The organism is Halobacterium sp. R2-5, assembly GCF_011734195.1.
Lineage (GTDB): Archaea > Halobacteriota > Halobacteria > Halobacteriales > Halobacteriaceae > Halobacterium.
In genome coordinates this window covers 1,488,319-1,502,325 of record NZ_JAANTH010000001.1, presented here as the reverse complement: position 1 = coordinate 1,502,325, position 14,007 = coordinate 1,488,319, and the positions used below count along the sequence as shown (strand labels likewise).

The 14,007-nt window shown below is 69.8% G+C and carries 17 protein-coding genes; 11 read left to right on the top strand and 6 right to left on the bottom strand.

The window, feature by feature from the left end:
• Positions 1–780 (bottom strand): formate/nitrite transporter family protein, encoded by a 780-nt coding sequence (locus G9C83_RS08110; RefSeq protein WP_167245585.1) that lies wholly within the window; start codon positions 778–780, stop codon positions 1–3.
• A gap of 168 nt (positions 781–948) precedes the next feature.
• On the opposite strand from G9C83_RS08110, the gene G9C83_RS08105 reads away from it, so the two are divergent.
• Positions 949–1,872, top strand: a complete 924-nt coding sequence (locus G9C83_RS08105) for a YegS/Rv2252/BmrU family lipid kinase (RefSeq protein ID WP_167245584.1) — start codon at positions 949–951, stop codon at positions 1,870–1,872.
• Positions 1,869–2,567: a PHP domain-containing protein gene (locus G9C83_RS08100; protein WP_167245583.1), complete on the top strand. Its 699-nt coding sequence runs from the start codon at positions 1,869–1,871 to the stop codon at positions 2,565–2,567. Before G9C83_RS08105 ends, G9C83_RS08100 begins: the two co-directional genes overlap by 4 nt.
• Before the next feature lie 24 nt (positions 2,568–2,591).
• On the opposite strand, the gene G9C83_RS08095 is transcribed toward G9C83_RS08100, so the two are convergent.
• Together G9C83_RS08095 and G9C83_RS08090 are read right to left on the bottom strand one after the other, a co-directional pair.
• Positions 2,592–2,945, bottom strand: coding sequence for a rubredoxin-like domain-containing protein (locus G9C83_RS08095; RefSeq protein WP_167245582.1), 354 nt, complete (start codon positions 2,943–2,945; stop codon positions 2,592–2,594).
• A gap of 42 nt (positions 2,946–2,987) precedes the next feature.
• On the bottom strand, positions 2,988–3,350 hold the full coding sequence (locus G9C83_RS08090; RefSeq protein ID WP_167245581.1) for a hypothetical protein: 363 nt from the start codon (positions 3,348–3,350) through the stop codon (positions 2,988–2,990).
• A 366-nt stretch (positions 3,351–3,716) separates the two neighbouring features.
• Here G9C83_RS08090 and G9C83_RS08085 point away from each other — a divergent pair, with 366 nt between their 5' ends.
• The 5 genes from G9C83_RS08085 to G9C83_RS08065 all read left to right on the top strand — a co-directional run bounded on the left by G9C83_RS08085 (position 3,717) and on the right by G9C83_RS08065 (position 7,815).
• Positions 3,717–4,382, top strand: a complete 666-nt coding sequence (locus G9C83_RS08085; RefSeq protein WP_167245580.1) for a helix-turn-helix domain-containing protein — start codon at positions 3,717–3,719, stop codon at positions 4,380–4,382.
• A gap of 198 nt (positions 4,383–4,580) precedes the next feature.
• Positions 4,581–5,687, top strand: coding sequence for a glutamate--cysteine ligase (locus G9C83_RS08080; RefSeq protein WP_167245579.1), 1,107 nt, complete (start codon positions 4,581–4,583; stop codon positions 5,685–5,687).
• 183 nt (positions 5,688–5,870) lie between these two features.
• Positions 5,871–6,872: a potassium channel family protein gene (locus G9C83_RS08075; protein ID WP_167245578.1), complete on the top strand. Its 1,002-nt coding sequence runs from the start codon at positions 5,871–5,873 to the stop codon at positions 6,870–6,872.
• Entirely contained in the window at positions 6,865–7,401 is a 537-nt protein-coding gene (locus tag G9C83_RS08070) for a YetF domain-containing protein (RefSeq protein ID WP_167245577.1), read from the top strand. Before G9C83_RS08075 ends, G9C83_RS08070 begins: the two co-directional genes overlap by 8 nt.
• Before the next feature lie 147 nt (positions 7,402–7,548).
• Positions 7,549–7,815, top strand: coding sequence for a hypothetical protein (locus G9C83_RS08065; RefSeq protein ID WP_167245576.1), 267 nt, complete (start codon positions 7,549–7,551; stop codon positions 7,813–7,815).
• A gap of 1 nt (position 7,816) precedes the next feature.
• Here the strand turns inward: G9C83_RS08065 and G9C83_RS08060 are convergent, their stop codons facing one another.
• Positions 7,817–8,338: a hypothetical protein gene (locus tag G9C83_RS08060; RefSeq protein ID WP_243837920.1), complete on the bottom strand. Its 522-nt coding sequence runs from the start codon at positions 8,336–8,338 to the stop codon at positions 7,817–7,819.
• A 155-nt stretch (positions 8,339–8,493) separates the two neighbouring features.
• On the opposite strand from G9C83_RS08060, the gene G9C83_RS08055 reads away from it, so the two are divergent.
• The 3 genes from G9C83_RS08055 to G9C83_RS08045 all read left to right on the top strand — a co-directional run bounded on the left by G9C83_RS08055 (position 8,494) and on the right by G9C83_RS08045 (position 10,129).
• Positions 8,494–8,832 carry a hypothetical protein gene (locus G9C83_RS08055; protein ID WP_167245575.1) on the top strand — a complete coding sequence of 113 codons (339 nt, stop codon included), beginning with the start codon at positions 8,494–8,496 and terminating at the stop codon, positions 8,830–8,832.
• Between the two features lie 104 nt (positions 8,833–8,936).
• On the top strand, positions 8,937–9,515 hold the full coding sequence (locus tag G9C83_RS08050; protein ID WP_167245574.1) for a hypothetical protein: 579 nt from the start codon (positions 8,937–8,939) through the stop codon (positions 9,513–9,515).
• Positions 9,512–10,129: a hypothetical protein gene (locus G9C83_RS08045; RefSeq protein ID WP_347877784.1), complete on the top strand. Its 618-nt coding sequence runs from the start codon at positions 9,512–9,514 to the stop codon at positions 10,127–10,129. Before G9C83_RS08050 ends, G9C83_RS08045 begins: the two co-directional genes overlap by 4 nt.
• Here G9C83_RS08045 and purD read toward each other — a convergent pair whose 3' ends face one another.
• Positions 10,130–11,416, bottom strand: a complete 1,287-nt coding sequence (purD, locus tag G9C83_RS08040) for a phosphoribosylamine--glycine ligase (RefSeq protein WP_167245573.1) — start codon at positions 11,414–11,416, stop codon at positions 10,130–10,132.
• Between the two features lie 131 nt (positions 11,417–11,547).
• Between purD and G9C83_RS08035 the strand changes: the two genes are divergently transcribed.
• Positions 11,548–13,728 carry a thioredoxin domain-containing protein gene (locus G9C83_RS08035; RefSeq protein ID WP_167245572.1) on the top strand — a complete coding sequence of 727 codons (2,181 nt, stop codon included), beginning with the start codon at positions 11,548–11,550 and terminating at the stop codon, positions 13,726–13,728.
• A gap of 21 nt (positions 13,729–13,749) precedes the next feature.
• Here the strand turns inward: G9C83_RS08035 and G9C83_RS08030 are convergent, their stop codons facing one another.
• Complete coding sequence (locus G9C83_RS08030) at positions 13,750–13,929, bottom strand: hypothetical protein (RefSeq protein WP_167245571.1); 180 nt, start codon at positions 13,927–13,929, stop codon at positions 13,750–13,752.
• Positions 13,930–14,007: the final 78 nt, after the last annotated feature.

Below are 14,007 nucleotides of genomic sequence, written 5' to 3'. Positions count from 1 at the left end.
TCAGAGCTCGGAGTCGCGGGCGCCCCGCACCTGTTCGACGTGCGAGACTGTCACGAGACCGAGCCCGCCGACGACGTTGCCCGCGAGCGAGACGGCCGTGGTCGTGACGAGTTCGCCGTAGCCGATGGCGGCACCGAACAGCATCCCGAACAGGAGGTGGAGGCCGGTGACGACGACGTGGTCGAACGGCCCGAGCGCGAGCAGGAAGCCGACCATGAACGAGAGCGCGATGCGGCTGCCCGAGGAGTCGACGGCCTGTAGGAGGAAAGACAGCATCGCGACGATGGTGCCGCCGAGGACCGCGCTGCCGAACACGCCGTGAGCCTCGCGGTGAGCGATCTCCGCCCCGACGGTCGCGAGCGCTTCCGCGGAGCCGGCGGGGAGCGCGCCCTCGATGGCGACGAACGCGGCGAGCAGCGCGCCGCCGATGAAGTTGAAGACGAACGTGAACACCCAGAGTCGGAGGAGCGGCCGGACGAGCCACCCGTCGTCGGAGTCGACGGCCGCGGCGGTCGGGTCGAAGAAGTTCTCGTTGAACAGCTCGGTCCGCCCGACGACGAGGAACACGAGCGCGGGGGCGAACGCGAGCGCGCCGGCGATGCGCGCGACCTCCCCGTCGACCATCGCGTGCGTGACGCCGAGCGCGGCGATGCCGACGACGACGGTGAACCCGGCGATGAAGCTCGTCGCGGCGAGCTCACCGGTCGACTGCGTGAGCCGCCGCTCGCCCTCGTCGACCGAACGGTCGAAAATCTCCGCGGGGTCTGGTGCGCTGGCCACGACTAGGTGGTCGTCGGATTCGCCGAAAAGTGTGCGTCTCCGTTCCGCCGGCGGACGCCGCGTACACTCTCTATAACGAAGGTCGTGCCCGCCGTCGAAGCAGTAGAGCCGACCGTCCCGGAGCGGCCGAGCGCGCTGTGGCTCGCTCTGGGCGGAGCCAGTTTCACAATGTCAGCCGACTCGCCGGAGACGGTCGTCATCGTCAATCCGAACAGCGGGGACGGACAGCACGTCGAGGACGTTCGCAATCACGCAAATCAGCTGGGGTACGCGCTGCGCGAGACGGCGAGCGCGGGCGACGCCGTGGAGTTCGCCCGGGACGCCGCGAGCGCGGGCGCGTCGACCGTCGTCGCGGCGGGCGGAGACGGCACCGTAAACGAGGTGCTGCGCGGCATCGACGACGCCGACGCCTTGGACAGCGTCACGTTCGCGGTGGTCCCGGTCGGCACGGGCAACAGTTTCGCGAAGCACATCGGCGTGACGGGCATCGACGAGGCGTTCGACGCCGTGGAGCTCGGGGAGCGCCGGCGCATCGACATCGCGCGGACGGACGAACACCTGTTCGTGAACTCCTGTATCGCGGGACTGACCGCGGAGTCCAGCGGCGACACTTCCGACGACCTGAAGCGCCGGCTGGGGGTGCTGGCGTACGTCGTCACGACGCTGCGCTCGGTCGCGGAGTTCGACTCGCTGCCGCTGGCAGTCGACGTCTACGAGAACGGCCGGGAGTCGACCGCGTGGGCCGGCGACGCGATGCTGGTGCTGGTCGGGAACACGCGGCGGTTCGTCACGGGCGGAGAGACGCCCGCGAACGCCGAGGACGGCCTGCTCGACCTGACCGTCGTGGAGGACGTGGGGAAGCTCGACTTGATGGGTGACGCGGTCGCCGGGAAGCTGTTCGGCCGGGACTCCGAGCACGTCGAGCGGTTCCAGGCGCCGGCGCTCGAAGTCACGCTGCGGGACCCGGAGGTGACCCGGTTCAGCCTCGACGGCGAAATCGTCCAGCGGCGGTCGCTGTCGATGCACGCGGACCCGGGCGTGCTGGAGGTGGCGGTCGGCGACGGCTACGAGCCTGCACCCAGGGGACCATGACGGGGAACGATGGCGGGAGTAGTCGGGCGTTCGACGTTGACCTCCACGCCCACACGCGGTTCTTCCACTCGTGGGAGGGCGAGCCGACGGCTTACGACCCGATCGGCGCGGAGCTTCTCGGGGTGGCGAGCCGGCGGCGGGGCATCGACGGGGTGGCGCTGACGAACCACGACTACTACGCGGACGTCGGCCGGACCTCGGGGCGTCCCCTCTTCATCCCGGGCATCGAGGTGTCCACGACGCAGGGCCACGTGCTCGTCGTGGGACCCGATCCGCCCTCGCGGACGCGGCCTCGGGAGCTCACGCCGGGCGAGGTCGTGGACGTCGCGCACGCCGCGGACTGCGCGGCCATCGTCCCCCACCCCTACCGGCACGGCAGCGTCCACGAGAGCGGCGTCGACTTCGACGCCGTCGAGGTCAGCGGCAAACACCCCGGGAACCTCCAGCAGATTCGGGACCTCGGGGAGCGACTCGGACTCCCCGTCGTCGCGGGCAGCGACGCCCACTTCCCGTTCGAGGCGGGGCGGGCCTACACGCGCATCCACGCCGACGCGCTGACCCCCGAGTCGGTCGTCGACGCGATACGCGACGGCCGCGTGGAGCCCCGGATTCGCGACGGGCAGTTCCAGCGCGTGCTCCAGCGGGCCTACGGCTACATCCACAAGTTCAAGCGGCGGTACCCGGTGCGAACGTAGCCGAAGACAGCGGGAGTGCGGCGCTCAGTCCTCCTGGGCCTGGTGGATGTGTTCTTTCGGCGCGCCGCAGTTCGGGCACTCCTCCGGGATGCTGTCCTCGAGTTCGCCCATCTCGCCGCAGTCCTCGCAGCGCCACATCAGGTAGCCCTCCCCGAACTCCTTGCCCGGGATGTCTTCCTCGTCCTCGTCGCCGTGGTTCTCGGGCTCGCCGGTCTGCTCGTCTTCCTCGACAGTCGGCCCGGCGTCGATGAACTCGACGGTGAACCCCTCGTCGGTGAACTCGCTAATCATGCCGATGATGTGGCCGCGGGTGTCGTACACCGTGTCGCCGGTCTCCATGCTGACGGTCTCGGGAGCGTCGCTATCGGGGTTTTCCATGTGTCCTGATACTACGCCGACGTGTATCAAGCTGGTGCTGGCTCAGAACGACTCGTCTTCGTAGGCGACGTCGCCTTCCTCGGGCGTGTCCCCGCCGCGGTCGCTGTAGTTTTCGCGGCCGATCCCCTCCGTGCCGACGAGACTGTAGATCATCTGGCGGGCCGACTCCGGGTCCTGGAACTCCTGTTCGTCCTCGTCGAGGAGGCCGAGGACCTCCTCGAGGCGCTGGGAGCCGCCCGACATCTCGATCTCGCAGTCGCCGTACTCGTCGACGAGTTCCGACGACGAGACCGGGTAGTCGTGGCTCTCCAGAGCGTCGTCGAGGTCGCCGAGCACGACGCCCTGCTCGCGGTTGTTCTCGTCGCCGCTCGTGCTGGCCTCTCGCGGCTCGTCGTCAGATGTCATACGTGGACGTACGGCGACCACCCGAAAGACGGTTGTGTTAGTTCACGGCCCGGTGGCGTCTGACGGCCTCTCGCGGCGGAGTCGCGTCACTCACAGGGGGACCTTACTTGCGCACGCAGCGTGTTTGACGGTTGTACGGACGGTCTAGTAGCGGCCGAAACCGCAGTGTAGCGCGGCCTTTCCTGCGAATCACCGCCAAATAACATTGAACGTAGCGCGGGTAGCTGGAACCCCGCAGGGCTGAACAATGGACACACTGAGAGGAGCCACGAGGAGGAGTACCGTACGCGGGCTGGGACCGGGTTCGCGCGCTACACTGAACCGCCGCCCAGTCTCGACGACGTCGACGACGGGGGAGGGAAAGCGATGACGTCTATCGTCGAAGTCGCCGTGCCGGCCGAGGAACTCGCGCTCAGCGACACGCTCGACACCATCCCGGGGATTCGGGTCGACGTGATGCGCACCGTGACGACGGAGCCGGACGACGTCATGCCGGTGCTGGCGTTCGAGGGCGGCGACGACGACATCGGGCCGGTGCTCCGGGCGGACGACACCATCGCGGACGTCACCCCGCTGGCGACCCTCGAGAACGAGTGTGTCTACCGCGTCGAGTGGACGGAGGAGACCGCCGACCGCCTCCGGGAGCTGTTCTGGAACCACGGCACCACGCTGCGGACGCAGGCGTTCGACGGCGAGTGGTCGTTCCGCGTGCTGTTCGCCGAGCGGGACGCGATGGGCGACTGGTACGAGAACTGCCGGGACTGCGGCGTCCCCGTCGAAATCGAGTCGATCTACGACCCGACCGTCGCGGTGCGCTCGCGGCAGTACGGCCTCAGCCAGAAGCAGTACGTCACTCTGGAGACGGCGCTCCAGCGCGGGTTCTACGACATCCCGCGCGGGGTCACGCTGGAGGAGCTCGCCGACGAGTTCGACGTCACCCACCAGGCGCTCTCCGAGCGGCTCTCGCGGGCCCATCGGGCGATGATCTCGAACGTGGTCTCGGCGGACTTCCCGCTCGCCGAAGTGAACTGACCCCGCCGACGTTCCCTTCCCGCGACACGTGTCCGCGCCACGACGACGCCGTCTCGCCTTTTGTGGGGAACGATCGTCGGAGTCCGTTGCCGACCCCACGTAAAGAGGCTGCACATGTAGGGAGCGCGCAAAACCGCCGTGGCCGTCACCTTCCGCTGTGAGGGCGGTGAGCCGGTCAACTGCGGACAACACACACCCATGACACTTACCACGGGAGTCGAGTTAGAGCTCTGGGTCGTCGACCAGTACGGTAACTTGAGCGACGGGAGACACGTCGCCGACGCACACGACCGTATCGAACCCGAATTCGTTCCCCCGCTGCTGGAAGCGCAGACCGAACCGCGGGCGTCGGAGGCGGCGCTCCGGCGCGACCTGCAGGAAGTCCTCCGCGCGGCCATCCGGAAGGCAGAGATCCGCGACCAGCACCTCGTTCCGCTGGGCACGCCGCTGACGGCGGCGGCGGCGGACGCGGACACCGAGCGCGGCCGGCTGTTCGAGCGAATCTACGGCGACGGCGTGCGGAGCGCGAAGAACTGCGCGGGCACGCACGTCCACTTCGAGAAGGGCGATCCGCTCGAACAACTGAACCTGCTGACGGCCGTCGACCCGGCGCTCGCGCTCGTGAGCACGTCCCCGTACTACTGCGGCGAGGGCGTCCGGTCGTCGGCGCGAGCGCACGCCTACCGGCGGAAGTGCGGCGCGGACTTCCACGAGTTCTGCGAGCTCTGGAAGTACGCGGACTCGCTCGGCGAGTGGCGGCGGCGGGTCGACGACGCGTACGAGTCGTTCAAGGCCCTGGCCGCGGAGCGCGGCGTCTCGCCGGGGACCGTCGAGGAGCACTTCGAACCCGAGGACACCGTGTTGAACCCGGTCCGGCTGCGGGAGTGCCAGCCGACCGTGGAGTGGCGCGCGCCCGACGCGGCGCTCCCCTCGGAGGTCCTGCAGCTCGCGACGGACGTCCGGCGCCTCGTCGAAGAGACCGAGGACAAGCCCGTGGAAGTCGGCGCCCCCGGCGTCTACGACGACCACATCGGCGTCCCGGAGTACCCGACGCTGTGCGGGCTGAGCAGGGCGGCCATCAACTTCGGGCTGGAGCCGACACCCGTTCGGGAGTACCTCGACCGGCTCGGCTTCGACAGCTCGGCGTACGATCCGCTGTCCCCGAAGATCGCCGGCCCGAAGCAGGTCAGCGAGAGCGAGGCGCGCCGGATTCGCCTCGAACAGGCCACCCGGTTCGAGACGGACGTCGCGACGCTCACCCGGCCGGAGGCCTCGCCCCGGACCACTCCGAACGAGGAAGTCTAGGCGGGCTTGCAGTCGCCAGTCTCGCGCTTTTTGCTCTAAGCGTCGTAGTCCGCAGCAGATGTCGACTCACTGTCCAGTCGTCGAGCGCACGATAGCGTCGCTCTCGGCGCCGCTCGCGCTGCTTGACGCGTCGAGCGTGGCGCGTGACGCCACTGCGGCGAGCCCGCGTACTCGGTCACAGCCATGAATCTCGCGTTCCTCGTCGTCGGTGTCGTCGTGCTCGTCGTCACCCTCGTGGACATGCTCTGGACCGCGCTCTGGGTCGACGGCGGCGCCGGCCCGCTGTCCGCGCGGCTGTCGACGGCCGCCTGGCACGCCCTCCGGACGGTCGGTGACGGGGATTCGCGGTCGCTCAGCCTCGCCGGCCCGCTCATTCTCGTGCTGACGCTCGTCGTGTGGGTCGGACTCATCTGGGTCGGGTGGACGCTCGTGTTCGGCGGCGCCGAGAGCGCGCTCGTCTACTCCCGGGGCGACAGCCCGGTTACGTGGGCGAACCGGAGCTACTTCGTCGCGTACTCGATGTTCACCATGGGGAACGGCGACTACTACCCGTCGACCGCGCTGTGGGAGTTCGCCGCGTCGCTGACCACCGCCACCGGGATGCTGTCGGTGACGATGGCGGTCTCGTACGTGCTGTCCGTGCTCAGCGCAGTCGTCGAGAAGCGTTCGTTCGCCAGCAGCGTCTCGGGACTCGGGGAGGACGGCGAGGACGTCGTGGAGACCGGGTGGGGAGACGACGGCTTCCGCCCGCTCGAACTCCCGGTGAACTCGCTGGCGTCCGACCTGGACACGCTCGCGGCCCAGCACAAGGCGTACCCGATTCTGCACTACTACCACAGCGACGAGGCGTCGAAGTCCTCGCCGATGGCGGTCGCGGTCTTCGACGAGGCGCTGACGCTGCTGCGATTCGGCGTGCCGGAGGACGACCGGCTCAACGAGGCGCTCGTGGAGAGCGGCCGCAGCGCCGCGAAGAACTACACCGAGACGCTGGACAACGCGTTCATCGAACCGGCCGAGGAGGCGCCGAAGCCGCCGGACCTCGACCGACTCCGCCGGGCGGGCATTCCCACGGTCGACGACGGGGAGTTCGCGGCCGCCGTCGACGACCTCGGCGAGCGCCGCCGGACGCTCCTCGGCGCCGTGCGCGCCGACGCCTGGTACTGGCCCCCCGTCAACAATGAGTAGCCCAACCTTCTACTTCGGCGGTTCGACGCCTATCGTTCGCATCGTCGTCGTCGGCGTCGCGATGTACGTCGCGCTCATCACGTTCCTCCGTCTGTCCGGGAGCCGGACGCTCTCGGACATGAACGCGTTCGACTTCATCGTCACCGTCGCTATCGGCTCCGTGTTCGGCCGCGCGCTCACGGCGCGACGGGTCGCGCTCGCGGAGGCGCTCGCGGCGTTCGCGCTGCTCATCGCCCTCCAGTACATCGTCACGTGGGTGCAGGTTCGGTGGCCGGGCGTCCAGCGCGGCGTAACTAACCCCCCGGCACTGGTGTACTTCCAGGACGACTTCGTCGAAGGCGAGCTCCGCAGCGAGCGCGTGACGAAGTCCGAAATCCACGCGGCCGTCCGCAAGAAGGGGTTCGCGGACACGAGCGAGGTCGACGCTGTCGTGCTCGAGTCCAGCGGTGAGTTCTCCGTCATCGAGTCCGCCGACCGCGTGCCGACGCTCGGCGAGCGATTCGACGACCTGCCGCCCGAGCGGCAGTAGGGGTCGCTCTGCGCGAGGAGTCTCGCGCCGTTAGCTCACGTCGCGGCACGCCTCCGCGCACTCGCGGCGACCCCGGCGCAGACTGCCCTGCGGCGGCCGGTTCCGGCGGCCCGTCGACTTTTCCGCTCGGTCGTCGAACGATACCACATGCCGAACACTCCGGAACCCGAGTCCGTCGAGACCGAGGACGACTACGTCCACGTGCGGTACCGCGACCCGGACCAGTTCGAGACGATTCGGACGCCCGACTGGGCGGACGAGGTCTCCGACTCCGTCTCCGAGGGCAGCGAGGTGCGGATGGGGGAACGCGAGGACGGCGACTGGGAAGTCCAGTCCGTGCTCGTCGACAAGCACGTCGGCGAGGAGAAAGCGCGCGAGCAGGCCGACGAGATCGTCGAGAAGATCGCCGAGTGACTCAGTCGCCACCCGCGCCGTCGGGCGTCGCCTCGGCGGCCAGCCACGACCCCAGTGAGAGCCCGTAGACGAGGTGGCTGACGTGGAACACCAGCGACTCGGTGGCGTCGAGGTCCGTGTCGAGCAGCCACCCGAGCATCACGCGCTCGCCGACCGCGGAGAGCACGAGTCCGTACAGCGCCCCGAGAACGACGCCGCCCGCTTCCAGTTTGCTGTCTGACCCGGCGTCGTCGCGGAATCGCTCGAACAGCACGGCGAACGCCGCACCGCCGCCCGCGCCGTAGACGAGGTGGAGCAACAGCGCCGCGACGGGGTGGTCATCGGGCTCGCCGCCGGAGACGTACTCCGCCCAGAACTCCGCGGTCGGCGGCAGCGAGTCCGCGACCGGCAGCCGGTACGCCGACATCACGAGCGTCGCTATCCCGCCGCCGACGGCGCCGTTCTTCGCCCACTGCAGGACGTCGCGGACGCCCGTACTCGCCTCGCGCTCGTCGCTCGTCGCGCGCAGTTCGGGAGCTGCCATTGAGCTACCTACACCGCCGGCCGGAATACGCGGTCACCCTGCACAGTCAAGCCGTCCAAGCGGTGTTCCGCTCCGCGCTCGAGCCGTCCCGTAACGTACACTTTGTCCGGCGAAGCGCACACAATAACAATGCGAGCGGAGGTCCTCCCGTCGATATGGACGTTCTCCCCACGGGGTCGCGGCCGTCGCAGAGAACGCTGCCGGACGACCCCTCCACGACCGCTCATCCGGGTCGCGGACCGAGCGGCGGGCCGTGGGGTCGCCTGCTCGCTGCCGCGGTCCTACTCGGTGCCGCGTACCTCGTGCGGCGGCTCGGACCGAACGGCACCGGCTCCGGGGGAGGTGACGCGACGACAGTCGACGACACGTCCGGCCGCCGCACGCGGACCGAGTCGCCGAGCGACGACGACTCGAACGGTCGCTTCGTCAGGCTTGCGGCCGCCGCCGTCGCGGCCTCGGCCGTGGGGTACCTCGCGCGCCGCTGGCAGGACTGACTCGCCGGCTCGACTCGACTGAAACCGCGGCTTACCGCGAGTAAGGAGGCTGTTCTGCCGGGTACTCACACCATAGTTTTACCCGATTGCGTCCAAGCGGAGATGTGTCGGTACTTCGCGAAGCCAGCGAGCGAACGAACGCCGTCGCGGGGTGGGTGCTGCTCAGCGTAGTCGCGCTCACCGCGGTCCGGAGCCTCGTCACCGGTCGCTACGTCTGGTTCGTCCTCGCAGCCGGGTTCGTCGCCGTCGCCGCGCTACCCGCGCTCGCGCTCCGGGACTGGCGGCTGCTCGTCCCGTGGCCGGTGCTCGCTGTCGGCGCGACCGCGTTAGTCGGACAGGCGCTCGGCCTCCACCAAGATCTCACCGCGTACGTCGCCGTCGTCGCCGTCGCGCTGGTCACAGTCGCGGAACTGGACGCGTACACGGACGTGGAGATGAGCCGACGGTTCTCCATCGCGTTCGCCGTACTGACGACGATGGCCCTCCAGGGCCTGTGGACCATCCTGCAGTACTACGCCGACCAGTGGCTCGGCACGAGCTACATCGTGAGTCAGGCGGACCTCCAGTGGGACTTCGCCTACGTCACGCTCGTCGCGTTCGCGGTCGGCGGCGCGTTCGAACTGTACTTCAAGCGAGCGGACGCCGACGGCACCCACGAGGAACCGACGGTGAACGAGACGTGACCGACCTCGACCTCCCCGAGAACCGCAAGCGCCTCGCGGTGCGCGCGATGCAGGCGGTGCTGGTCGCGCTGCTCGTCTACACGCTCGTGGTCTTCCAGCTCGGGCTGGCGCTCGGGGTCGCGGTCGGCCTCGCGGTGACGCTGCTGCCCGCAGCCGTGCGCCGCGAGTACGGCTACTCCATGGACCCGGCGCTCGCGCTCTGGATCACGCTGTCCATCTTCCTGCACACCGTCGGGTCGCTCGGCCCGTACGACTGGTTCGGCTGGTACGACAGCGTCACGCACACGGTCTCGGCGGTGGTCGTCGCGGGCATCGGTTACGTCGCCCTGCGGACGTTCGAGGAGCACTCCGAGGACATCGACGTCGACGGGCCGTTCCGCGGGCTGTTCATCGTCGTGTTCGTGCTCGCGGCGGGCGTCTTCTGGGAGTTCCTGGAGTTCGGGTCCGGCGAGCTCGCCCGCGCCGTCGGCGTCGAGGCGCCGCTCGCCGTACGGGGCGTCGACGACATCGTCACCGACCTCGTGTTCAACACCGTGGGCGGCCTGCTGCTCGCCGTCTTCGGAACGGACTACCTGCGCGGTGCCGTCTCGTTCCTGCGGCGCAGATTTCGATAGCTACGAATCGCGGACCTGCTTCATGTGGTCGATGCGCGCCTGCAGGAGCTGCTTCGTGCCGATGTCGCGGCGCACGCGCAGGCCCTCGGGGAGGTCGCCGAGCGCCTCGGTGGCCTCCGCTTCGGCGTCGGGAATCGAGGAGCCGAACCCGACGACCGCGTACGACCGCGAGGTCGTGGTGTAGATGCCGTCCTCGCGGGCGTCGACGCTCGCGTAGAACAGCTTCGCGTCGTCGAGGTCCGCGGCGTCGATAGTGACGCGCGTGCCGCCCTCGGGGTCCGTCGGGTAGCCCTCGGGGACGACGTACTTGCAGACGGTCGCGACGTCCGCGAACTCGGGGTCCGGGAGCGGGTCGTCGTCGCGGGCGGCCGTGAGCACGTCCAGCAGCGGGGTCTCCATCGTCGGGAGCGTGTTCAGCGCCTCGGGGTCGCCGAAGCGCGCGTTGAACTCCACGACCTTCGGGCCGTCGCTCGTGAGCATGAACTGGCCGTAGAGGACGCCGCGATAGGACGGGAGCGCGTCCACGACCGCTTCGAGGGTGTCCACGCAGGCCTCGTAGTCGTCGTCGGTGACGAACGGGAGCGTCCAGTCCGGGCCCGTGTAGCTCCCCATCCCGCCCGTGTTCGCGCCCTCGTCGCCTTCGAGCGCGCGGCCGTGGTCGTGGGCGACCGGCGTCGGGCGGACGTCGCCGTTCGCGACGAACGCCTGCACCGTGACTTCCTCGCCGACGAGGCGCTCCTCGACGACCCACTCGTCGTGCTCCGAGGACCGGACGTAGTCGGCGGCCTCCGCCTTCGACACCTGGTCGCCGGTGACGCGGACGCCCTTCCCGCCCGTCAGTCCGGCGGGCTTGACCGCGACGTCGCCGTCCACACTCTCGACGTAGTCGGCGGCTGCGTCCGGGTCGTCGAACGTCTCGAAGTCGGCCTGCCCCGGGATGTCGTGGTCGGCCATGAACTCCCGCTGGAACGTCTTGTCCGTCTCGATGCGGGCGTCGGCCTGCTTCGGGCCGAACGCGTAGACATCCTCGTCGTCGAGCGCGTCCACGACGCCGGCGGCGAGCGGTCCCTCCGGACCGACGACGGCGAGCGTCGCGTCCACGTCCTCGGCGTACGCGACGACCGCCTGCGGGGACTCGGTGTCGAGCTCGCGGAACTCGTCGGCGAGCTCGGCGACGCCCGGGTTGCGGTTGCCCGCGGCCGCGTACAGTTCGCACTCGCCGGCCAGCGCGTCGGCGATGGCGTGCTCGCGACCGCCGCCGCCGACCAGCAGGACTCGTTCTGTCATACTCGCAGAGAGTGAGCAAACAAGTGTAAATCTTCCCCTCTATGGCGGCGGTGTTGTACGCGTTCGTGTATTCCCTGTCGGGCGGTCGCCGCGAGAGTGGGTTTTACCCGCCGGCGGCCCGACCGTCCGGTATGAGCGACCCCACCGCCCGCAACCGCCTCGACGAGGCGGCGAGCCCGTACCTCCGCCAGCACGCCGACAACCCCGTGAACTGGCAGCCGTGGGACGAACAGGCGTTCGAGGCCGCCCGCGAGCGCGACGTCCCGATCTTCCTCTCCGTCGGCTACTCGGCGTGCCACTGGTGTCACGTCATGGAGGAGGAGTCCTTCTCCGACCCCGAGGTCGCCGAAGTCCTGAACGAGCACTTCGTCCCCATCAAAGTCGACCGCGAGGAGCGCCCGGACGTCGACTCGCTGTACATGACCGTCTGTCAGGCCGTCCGCGGTGGCGGCGGCTGGCCGCTGTCGGCGTTCCTCACGCCCGAGAAAAAGCCGTTCTACGTCGGGACGTACTTCCCGAAGCACGCCAAGCGCAACCAGCCCGGGTTCCTCCCGCTGACGAAGCGCGTCACCGAGGAGTGGCAGGAGAACCGCGAGGAGCTCGAAGATCGGGCCGACCAGTGGATGAGCACCGCCAGGGGCGAACTGGAGTCCGTTCCCGACCCTATCGAGGGCGGCGACGACAGCCCGCTGCTGGACGCCGCGGACGCGCTCGTTCGCGCCGCCGACCGGGACCACGGCGGGTTCGGGCGCGCGCCGAAGTTCCCGCAAGCGAGCCGCGTGAACGCGCTGCTGCGAGCGCACCACCGGAGAGAGGCGGCCGATACGCGGTACGGCGGCGCGGCCCGCAACGCGCTCGACGCGATGGCCGACGGCGGCCTGTTCGACCACCTCGGCGGCGGCTTCCACCGCTACTGCACGGACGCCGACTGGACGGTGCCGCACTTCGAGAAGATGCTGTACGACCAGGCGGCGCTCGCCGCGCTCTACGTCGACGGCTACCGCCTGTTCGGCGACCAGCGGTACGCCGACGTGGTCGAGGAGACCCTGGAGTTCGTCGACCGCGAACTCGGCCACCCCGAGGGCGGCTTCTACGCGACGCTGGACGCGCGCAGCCCGTCGCCCGGGGAGCCGGACGGTGAGCACGAGGAGGGCGCGTTCTACGTCTGGACGCCCGAGGAAGTCGCGGACGCCGTGAGCGAGTACGCCACCGAGGCGCCCGCCGACGCGCCCGACGACGCGCTCGCGGACCTCTTCTGCGCGCGCTACGGCGTCGACGCCGCGGGCAATTTCGAGGACGGACAGACCGTGCTCACCGTCTCCGCGACCCCGAGCGACCTCGCTGGGGAGTTCGACCGCTCCGAGGACGAGATCGCCGACCTGCTCGCGGCCGCCGAACAGCGCCTACGCGTCGCTCGCGAGGACCGGCCACGCCCCGCCCGCGACGAGAAGGTGCTCGCGGGCTGGAACGGCCTGATGGCGGAGGCGTACGCGGAAGCCGGCCTCGCGCTCGGCGAGCAGTACGCCGAGCGCGCTGCCGACGCCGTCGAGTACGTCCGGGAGACGCTGTGGGACGGCGAGCGGCTCTCGCGGCGCGTCATCGGGGGAGACGTCGCCGGCGTGGGGTACGCCGAGGACTACGCGTACCTCGCGGCGGGCGCGCTCGCGACCTACGAGGCGACCGGCGACCGCGCGCACCTCGGGTTCGCGCTCGACCTCGCGGACGCGCTGCTCGCGGAGTGCTACGACGCCGAGACCGGCGTGCTCTATCAGACGCCGGAGTCCGTCGAGGACGTGGACGTGCGCTCGCAGGACGTCGCGGACGGCCCGACGCCGTCGCCGGTCGGCGTCGCCGCGGAGACGCTGCTCGCGCTGGACGCCTTCGACCCCGAGGCGGGGTACGGCGACGCGGCGGCCGCGATGCTCGACCGGTACGGCGGTCGCGTCGAGAACACGCCGACGAGTCACGCGACCCTCGCGCTCGCTGCAGACACCCGAGTCCACGGCCTGCTGGAGGTCACGGCCGCCGCGGAGCGGCTCCCGGACTCGTGGCGCGCGACGGTCGGCGGCGCCTACCTGCCGCATCGCCTGCTGTCCGTCCGGCCGCGCACGGAGTCCGAGTTGGACGAGTGGCTCGCCGACCTCGCTATTGCGGACGCGCCGCCGATCTGGGCGGCGCGGGATGCCGAGGACGGGCCCGCCGCCTACGTCTGTCGGCGCGCATGCTCACCGCCCGTAACGACGACCGACGACATCGAGGAGTGGCTCGCGGAGTTCCGCGTGGCTACCGGCGCCGAAGAAGAGAAGCGGTAACTGCGGTCGGCGTGTGCGGCGTCAGCGACACGACGAGAGCGGGACGTACGAGTCGCTCTTCGCCGAGATCCACGCCGTCGTGCGCTCGTGCTCGTCGGGGTTCGCGGGGTGGAGCGTGCACTCGTCTTCCTGGTCTTCGTAGGTGACGACGGTCGCGGTAATCGGCGGTTCGCCCTGGCTGCGTCCGGCAGTCGAGCTCATCGATGCGCGTAGAAAACGGCGGGCCCCCCAATGTAATATACTCCGTAACGGTCGTTACTGAGCGTTCCGCTGGCCTCG